Raw genomic sequence first — 8,151 nt, 5'->3', positions numbered from 1 at the left:
CAACATGCGCTTGTGGGACAAAGAGACGGCCGATGAAATCCAGCAAGCCTTCAATCACTGGGACGACATCGAGCTGCTGTTCAAAGGCGAGCGCATCCGCTCAGGCGGTCACGGCTTTGTGGGGATTGGGCGCAAGAAGTTACTCAACATCTTGCAAAAGCGTTGCGAGGATTTGGGCGTAGCCTTGGTGTTTGAGCAGGATGTGGATTCAGACGATGATTTCCCCGATGCTGACTTGATCATTGCCTGCGACGGCATCAACTCCAAGGTGCGGACGCAACATGCGGATGTGTTCAAACCCGACCTCGTGGTGCGACCCAATCGTTACATCTGGCTGGGTACGCATCGCTTGTACGACGCCTTCACCTTCGATTTCAGAAAGACGGAGCACGGCTGGTTCCAAGCCCACATCTATAAGTTCGATGAAAACACCACGACCTTCATCGTCGAGTGCCCCGAGCATGTGTGGTTGTCCCATGGTCTGGACAAGGCTGATCAGGCGCAGTCGATAGAGTTTTGCGAAAAACTGTTCGCCGATAACCTGCAAGGCCACAAGCTCATGACCAATGCGCGTCATCTGCGCGGTTCGGCATGGCTGAACTTTCAGCGCGTGGTGTGCGATCAGTGGTGGATGAAGAACCGTCATGGCAGCCATGTGGTGTTGATGGGGGACGCGGTTCACACGGCGCACTTTGCGATTGGTTCTGGCACCAAGTTGGCGTTTGAGGATGCGATCGAGTTGGCGCGCCAGTTCCATGAGTTGGGCGATGAGGTGGCGCAGCTAGGGCCTGTATTGCAGCGTTACCAAGAGGAGCGTCGCATCGAAACCCTGCGGTTGCAAAACGCCGCTTGGAATGCGATGGAGTGGTTTGAAGTGTGTGGCGAACGTTATTGCGACCAGCTAGAGCCTGAGCAATTCATGTATTCCATGCTCACGCGAAGCCAGCGCATCAGCCACGAAAACCTGCGTTTACGCGACGGACAGTGGCTGGCCAACTACGAACGTTGGTTCAGCCACCGTCATGGCGTGAAGGACGATCTGAGTGCGGTGGCGATACCACCTATGTTCACGCCTTACACCGTGCGCTCCGTCACCCTGAAAAACCGTGTGGTGGTGTCGCCCATGGCGCAATACGCGGCGAATCAAGGCCTCGCGGGTGACTATCACCTCGTGCATTTGGGAGCCAGAGCGATGGGCGGGGCGGGGCTGGTGTTTGCGGAGATGACGTGTGTCAGTCCTGACGCACGCATCACCCCAGGTTGCCCGGGCATTTGGAACGATGCGCAAACGCAAGGCTGGCGGCGCATCACGGATTGGATTCACGCATATTCAGACGCCAAGGTGGCGGTGCAGATTGGCCATGCTGGTGCCAAGGGGGCGACCCGTCGTGCTTGGGATGGCATTGACAAGCCCTTGGACGCGCACGGTGCAGAGCCCGCGTGGCCGTTGATCTCGGCGTCGCCTCAGCAGTACTTAGAAGGGGAGAGTGCTTGGTCGCGTGCCATGACGAGAGAGGACATGGAGCGTGTGAAGGCGGACTTCGTGGGGGCGGCAGAGCGTGCGGCCTTGGCGGGCTTTGATTGGCTAGAGCTGCATTGTGCGCATGGCTACTTGCTGTCTTCATTCATCTCGCCGCTGACTAATCAGCGACAGGACGCCTACGGCGGTGATTTGGCGCATCGCTTGCGCTACCCGCTGGAAGTTTTCCGAGCGGTGCGTGAGGTGTGGCCCGCGCATCTGCCCATGTCTGTGCGTATCTCGGCGCACGACTGGGTGGAAGGCGGCATCACCCCTGCCGATGCGGTGGAGATCGCACGTGCTTTCAAAGAGGCGGGGGCTGACATGATCGATTGTTCGTCAGGCCAAGTCAGCAAGAAGGAGGCGCCTGTCTACGGACGCATGTTCCAAACCCCCTTTGCCGACCGTGTGCGACAAGAGGCTGGTGTGCCGACCATCGCGGTGGGCGCTATTTTTGAAGCGGACCATGTCAACAGCATCATTGCGGCAGGCCGTGCTGATCTGTGCGCAATAGCCCGTCCGCATCTGGCCAACCCTGCTTGGACACTCACTGAGGCCGCCAAAATTGGCTATCCCAATGTCAGTTGGCCGCCGTACTACCGTTCCGGTAAATCGCAGATGGAGGCTAACTTTTCTCGCGATAAAGTTCAGCAACAGATGCAAATTGAACAAGCCCGCCAAGCTGGTTTGCGTGAAGCGAGTTTGAACCGTGGTTGAAGCAGACATCATCCCATCGGCCCGTCACGCCCTCATCACAGGGGCAGGCAGTGGTATCGGCGCGGCCATCGCACAGACGCTGGCGCAAAACGGTTGTCGATTGACGCTGTGCGGACGCTCGCAGGAACGCCTCGATAAACAAGCCCAGTTGCTGCGTGCCTTGGTTCCCGATGCCGCCATACATACCGTCGCTGTGGACGTGGGTGACGAAGGCTCGGTCGCTGGGGCGATTGAGCAGGCACACCAGCAGTTTGGCTCCGTGAATATTCTTGTAAACAATGCGGGACAAGCGCAAAGCCAGTCTTTCTTGCGCACAGATGCTGCGTTGTGGCAGCAAATGCTGCAAGTCAATTTAACGGGCACGTACCACATGATGCATGCCGTGTTGCCACAGATGTTGGCGGCGGCGACCAGCGGTACGCCGGGGCGCATCATCAACATTGCCAGCACCGCAGGTTTAATGGGCTATGCCTATGTGAGCGCCTATGTCGCTGCCAAACATGGTGTGGTGGGGTTGACCAAAGCCTTGGCGATCGAGTTGGCGAACAAAAACATCACCGTCAACGCCCTGTGCCCTGGGTACACCGAAACCGACATCGTGCAAGAGGCGGTGCGCAACATTGTGACCAAGACGGCGCAAACCGAAGCGCAAGCACGCACGGTCTTGACCGCCCGTAATCCGCAGCAGCGTTTTGTGCAACCCGACGAGGTGGCGCAAAGCGTGTGGTGGTTGTGTGCGCCAGGCAGCGGCGCGATCAACGGACAAGCGATCGCCATTGATGGCGGGGAGCAAGCAGGATGAGTACCCCCCAACCCACCGATATGGAAGTGCGCGCACACGAAGACCACCACGCTTCTTTGCGTTTGTGGCTGCGTTTGCTGTCGGCCACCACGCACATCGAAGACACGATTCGCCAGCGGTTGCGCGAACAGTTTGACATCACCTTGCCGCGTTTTGATTTGATGGCCCAGCTTGAGCGCGAACCACAAGGTTTGACGATGGGGGAGATATCCCGCCGCATGATGGTCACGGGCGGCAACGTCACGGCGATCGTGGATCAGCTTGAAAAAGAACAACTGGTTGTGCGTCAGACGTTGCTGGGTGACCGGCGCATCTACAGCGTTTGTCTCACACCAGGGGGGCACAAAACCTTTGCTGCAATGGCCAAGGCCCATGAAACATGGGTGGTGGAGTTGCTGGCTGCCTTGAGTGAACGCCAGCAAAGCCAGTTGTACAAACTGCTTGGCGCGTTGAAGTTGGGCCTTCCCCCTCGAAGTTGAAACGCACGGCACGCCTGTGACTTGCCGCTGCGGCGCCTCCGTTTGTGATTGCTGACACAAGACAGATCATCTGAAAAGAAAGGAACACCATGCCCCACCGCTATTTACCCGGACAACCCCACCAATTACCCCGTCATAACCAAACCATGACGGCTTATCAGCCAACGCATTTTTTGCTCACTTGCAAAGACGGCGTGGCCACGGTCACCCTCAACCGCCCTGAGCGCAAAAACCCACTCTCGTTTGATTCGTATGCGGAATTGCGGGATTTTTTCCGAACCTTGGCATACGCCCCAGACATCCATGCGGTGGTACTCCATGGCGCGGGTGACAACTTTTGCTCGGGCGGAGATGTGCACGAAATCATTGGCCCACTCACCCAATTTGACATGCCAGGTCTGCTGGCGTTCACGCGCATGACGGGTGACTTGGTCAAAGCCATGCGTGCCTGTCCTCAGCCGATTGTGGCTGCGGTGGATGGTGTGTGCGCAGGCGCAGGGGCTATCTTGGCCATGGCCTCGGATTTGCGTTTGGGCACAGCGCGCAGCAAAACTTATTTTCTGTTCAACAAAGTGGGTTTGGCGGGCTGCGACATGGGCGCTTGCGCGTTGTTGCCGCGAATGATTGGTCAGGGCCGCGCCAGTGAATTGCTGTTCACTGGGCGAGGTCTAGGCGGTGAAGAAGCCGAGCGCTGGGGTTTTTACAACCGCGTGTGTGAGCCTGACGCCGTGCTCAGCGACGCGCAAGCCTTGGCGACGCAGATCGCAGCAGGGCCGACATTTGCCAGCGGCATCACCAAGAAAATGTTGCAGCAAGAGTGGAACATGGGTGTGGATGAAGCCATTGAGGCAGAAGCCCAGGCCCAAGCGATTTGCATGGCCACCAACGACTTTCATCGTGCCTACCACGCATTTGTGGCCAAGCAAACACCTGTGTTTCAGGGGGACTGAATATGCGCTATCCGCAAGAATTGAACTGGCCTTTTTTTGAGGCGGCGCATCGCGATTTCAAGTCGCGTCTGGATGCATGGAGTACCGCCCAGTTGACGCACGTGGCGCGTGATGAAAGCCAGCCCACCATCGATGCCGAGTGCATACGCTTGGTGCGCCTTCTCGGCGAAGGCGGCTGGCTGCGTCATGCAGTGGCAGGGATGGCGCATGGCGCAGCACAAGAGCTTATCGACACGCGGCAGCTGTGTTTGTTACGAGAAACACTGGCGTTTCATGACGGCTTGGCCGACTTTGCGTTTGCCATGCAAGGCTTGGGCAGTGGCGCCATCAGTCTGTTCGGCACTCCCGCGCAAAAAGCGCACTACCTGCCACGCGTGGCCTCGGGTCAAGCCTTGGCAGCCTTTGCTTTGTCAGAGGCGCAGGCGGGTTCGGATGTGGCCGCCCTGCAGTGCCGAGCCGTTGCCACGGAGCACGGTTATCAGATCGACGGGGGCAAGACTTGGATTTCCAACGGCGGGATCGCCGACTTCTATGTGGTGTTTGCACGCACCGACGAGGCCCCTGGGTCACGCGGCATCTCGGCCTTCATCGTGGATGCCGACACGCCAGGCCTGCACATTCAGGAGCGTATCGACGTGGTGGCGTCCCATCCCTTGGCGACGCTGCGTTTTGAGCAATGCCACATCCCGGCCACGCAACGCATTGGTGAAGCAGCGCAGGGCTTCAAAGTCGCCATGGCCACGTTGGATGTGTTTCGCACCTCGGTGGCGGCGGCGGCGTTGGGTTTTGCACGGCGGGCTTTGCACGAGTCGATCGCGTGGGCACGCACACGTCCGATGTTGGGGCAGCACTTGGCCGACTTCCAGATCACGCAAACCAAAATTGCACAGATGGCCACCTTGCTGGATGCGGCCACGCTCTTGACCTACCGTGCCGCATGGTTGCGCGACCAGGGGCAACGCATCACCCGAGAGGCGGCCATGGCCAAGATGACAGCGACAGAAAACGCCCAGCAAATCATTGACATGGCGGTGCAAATGCACGGCGGCATGGGGGTGCGCAAAGGTCATATCGTGGAGTCTTTGTACCGCGAGATTCGCGCCTTGCGCATCTACGAGGGCGCCACGGAAGTGCAGCAACTCATCATTGGCAGGGATCTACTGAAAGGCTGAACCATGAGCAACTGGAACGATTTGCTGCCTAGCACCTACATCGACCACTTTGCGCGGGATCATTTGCCCCCGCAAGACCAGTGGCCCTTGTTCATGGCAGACCGACCCGAACTCGATTACCCAGACACCCTCAACGTTGCCACCGAATTGCTTGACCGCCATGTGCGCGAAGGTCGTGGTCAAGCGCTGGCCCTGCATGGTGTCAGCGACTTGGCGGGTGCTTCGGGCGAATTCAGTTGGACCTATGCGGAGCTGCTCGACAAAGTCAATCGCATTGCCCAAGTCCTAACACAAGACATGGGGCTGGTCAGTGGCAACCGCATCTTGCTGCGTGGTGGCAACAGCCCCATGATGGCCGCGTGTTTGTTGGCCACGCTCAAGGCTGGCTTGGTGGCGTTGCCCACCATGCCACTGCTGCGCAGCGGCGAGTTGGCGGCCATCATCGACAAAGCCCAAGTCAGCGCCGCGCTGTGTGACAGCCTGTTGGCCGACGACTTGTCTGCGTGCATGACCGCAGGCCATGCGCACCACACCCCCAGCTTGCAGCAGATGGTGGCGTTTCGCAGCACTTCGGCCGATGGCTTAGAGCAACGCATGCAAGGCCACAACGGCCGCTTTGAGGCTTTCCCTGCCAGCCGTAACGATGTGTGCTTGATCGCCTTCACCAGTGGCACCACAGGCAAGCCCAAGGGCACCATGCACTTCCACCGCGATGTGCTGGCCATGTGTGATTTGTTCCCACGCCACATCCTGCACATGAACGCGCAGGATGTGATCTGCGGTACCCCACCCATTGCCTTTACCTTTGGCTTAGGCGGCTTGTTGGCGTTTCCATTGCGCTTTGGTGCCAGCACCGTCTTGTTTGAAAAGCACACGCCTGAATCGCTGTTGCAGAGCATCGCCAAATACAAAGTCACTCAGTGCTATACCGCGCCCACCATGTACCGTCAGATGGCATTGCTGGCCCAAGACCAGCACCATGACTTGTCAAGCCTCAAGCATCCCGTCTCCGCAGGCGAGGCCCTGCCCGATGCCACACGGCAACTCTGGAAGCAGGCCACGGGCATTGACATGACCGACGGTATTGGTGGCACCGAGATGATTCACATCTACATCTCGAGTGCAGGCGCTCAAGTGCGCCCTGGCAGTATTGGACAAGTCGTGCCGGGCTATGTGGCGCAAATCGTGGACGACCACATGCAGCCCGTGGCAGCGGGCACCGTGGGGCGATTGGCCGTGCGCGGCCCCACCGGTTGCAAATACTTGGCGGACCCGCGTCAGCAAGACTATGTGAAGTCGGGTTGGAACTTGCCTGGCGACACCTTTTTCATGGATGCTGACGGTTACTTCAGCTACCAAGCGCGCAACGACGACATGATTATTTCGGCGGGCTACAACATCGCAGGCCCCGAAGTCGAAAGTGCTTTGCTGCAACACCCCGCTGTGGCCGAATGCGGCGTGGTGGGCGTGCCCGATGTTGAACGCGGCCACATCGTGCAGGCCTACGTGGTACTCAAGCCCAGCCATGTGGCGGATGCGGTGATGGCGCAAGCCTTGCAAGAGCATGTCAAACAAACCATCGCCCCCTTCAAATACCCGCGCAAAGTGATCTTTCTGGACGCTTTGCCGCGTACTGAAACCGGTAAGTTGCAGCGCTTCAAACTGCGTCAAATGAGCTGAAAGGAAACCCATACTTATGTTCAAGACCTTGCAACCGGAAGGCTGGCTTCCCGCCAAAGGCTATGCCAATGGCATTGAGGCAGGTGGCCGCCTTGTCTTTGTCGCTGGCATGATTGGCTGGAACGGTCAATGCCAGTTTGAAACAGATGACTTTGTGGCTCAATGCAAACAAGCCTTGCAAAACATCGTCGACACCTTGGCGTGTGCAGGCGCAAAGCCCGAGCACATGGCACGCATGACGTGGTACATCAAAGACAAAAAAGAGTACCTCCAACGTGCCCGTGAACTCGGCAGGGTTTACCAAGAAATCATGGGTAAGAGCTACCCCGTGATGACCTTGGTGCAAGTCGCCGATCTGCTGGAAGACCGGGCCCAAGTGGAGATTGAAGTGACCGCCGTGGTGAGTGATGACGCACCCAGCGCAAGCCTCTTGCGATGATGGGGCGTTGTCGTGGCCCAGCGGTTTGACGGCAAGCCCGTCCCTGTGTCTGATCAAGCTGTTTTGCACCGAAATGGTCGGTCGCGTGGCGGACCGTGGCGTGCAAGTCCACGGTGGTGCAGGCTATATCAATGAATACCCCGTGGAGCGCTTTTCCCATGATGTGCGCTTGCTACGTCTGTATGAAGGTACGACCCAAATTCAGCAGCTCTGGTGACGGGCATCACGGCAAAGCGGCCGCTGGGTCCTGTGGCCTAGGGAAGGTCTGCACAACGCATGAATTTGTAGCGTGACTTGTTACGGACTTCACGATGTGCAATTGTGTGCGTCGATAGCACGATTTTTCGGCGTAAGAGACCCATTTCGTCATCCCACCTTTGCCCTCAGGCCCCT

At 58.3% G+C, this 8,151-nt stretch carries 7 protein-coding genes and 1 pseudogene; all 8 read left to right on the top strand.

What is annotated here, in order from left to right; genetic code table 11:
- Positions 1-2,236, top strand: a 2,236-nt coding sequence (locus RMS03_RS02965; protein WP_310625620.1) for a bifunctional salicylyl-CoA 5-hydroxylase/oxidoreductase, incomplete at its 5' end; no start/stop codon positions are given.
- Positions 2,229-3,038, top strand: coding sequence for an SDR family oxidoreductase (locus tag RMS03_RS02960; RefSeq protein ID WP_310625619.1), 810 nt, complete (start codon positions 2,229-2,231; stop codon positions 3,036-3,038). The genes RMS03_RS02965 and RMS03_RS02960, both read left to right, overlap by 8 nt.
- Positions 3,035-3,517 carry a MarR family transcriptional regulator gene (locus RMS03_RS02955; protein WP_310625618.1) on the top strand — a complete coding sequence of 161 codons (483 nt, stop codon included), beginning with the start codon at positions 3,035-3,037 and terminating at the stop codon, positions 3,515-3,517. The genes RMS03_RS02960 and RMS03_RS02955 overlap by 4 nt, the downstream gene beginning before the upstream one ends.
- 89 nt (positions 3,518-3,606) lie before the next feature.
- Positions 3,607-4,467: an enoyl-CoA hydratase family protein gene (locus RMS03_RS02950; protein ID WP_310625617.1), complete on the top strand. Its 861-nt coding sequence runs from the start codon at positions 3,607-3,609 to the stop codon at positions 4,465-4,467.
- Between the two features lie 2 nt (positions 4,468-4,469).
- Positions 4,470-5,639 carry an acyl-CoA dehydrogenase family protein gene (locus RMS03_RS02945; RefSeq protein WP_310625616.1) on the top strand — a complete coding sequence of 390 codons (1,170 nt, stop codon included), beginning with the start codon at positions 4,470-4,472 and terminating at the stop codon, positions 5,637-5,639.
- 3 nt (positions 5,640-5,642) lie between these two features.
- The gene (locus RMS03_RS02940; RefSeq protein ID WP_310625615.1) at positions 5,643-7,319 is read left to right on the top strand and encodes an AMP-binding protein; all 1,677 of its coding nucleotides are present in this window, start codon (positions 5,643-5,645) and stop codon (positions 7,317-7,319) included.
- Between the two features lie 16 nt (positions 7,320-7,335).
- Positions 7,336-7,758 (top strand): RidA family protein, encoded by a 423-nt coding sequence (locus tag RMS03_RS02935; RefSeq protein ID WP_310625614.1) that lies wholly within the window; start codon positions 7,336-7,338, stop codon positions 7,756-7,758.
- Positions 7,759-7,813: 55 nt separating this feature from the next.
- Positions 7,814-7,975, top strand: a pseudogene (locus RMS03_RS02930) (acyl-CoA dehydrogenase family protein); the annotation flags it as partial.
- Positions 7,976-8,151: the final 176 nt, after the last annotated feature.

The organism is Limnohabitans sp. (assembly GCF_031538885.1).
Taxonomy (GTDB): Bacteria; Pseudomonadota; Gammaproteobacteria; order Burkholderiales; family Burkholderiaceae_C; genus Limnohabitans.
The sequence above is the reverse complement of the archived record's forward strand: the minus strand, read 5'-3'. Positions and strand labels throughout refer to the sequence as shown.

Bases quoted from the DNA above. Each gene is read 5' to 3' on its own strand.
- RMS03_RS02955 (WP_310625618.1), top strand. From the start codon at position 3,035: ATGAGTACCCCCCAACCCACCGATATGGAAGTGCGCGCACACGAAGAC.
- RMS03_RS02950 (WP_310625617.1), top strand. From the start codon at position 3,607: ATGCCCCACCGCTATTTACCCGGACAACCCCACCAATTACCCCGTCAT.
- RMS03_RS02945 (WP_310625616.1), top strand. From the start codon at position 4,470: ATGCGCTATCCGCAAGAATTGAACTGGCCTTTTTTTGAGGCGGCGCAT.
- RMS03_RS02940 (WP_310625615.1), top strand. From the start codon at position 5,643: ATGAGCAACTGGAACGATTTGCTGCCTAGCACCTACATCGACCACTTT.
- RMS03_RS02935 (WP_310625614.1), top strand. From the start codon at position 7,336: ATGTTCAAGACCTTGCAACCGGAAGGCTGGCTTCCCGCCAAAGGCTAT.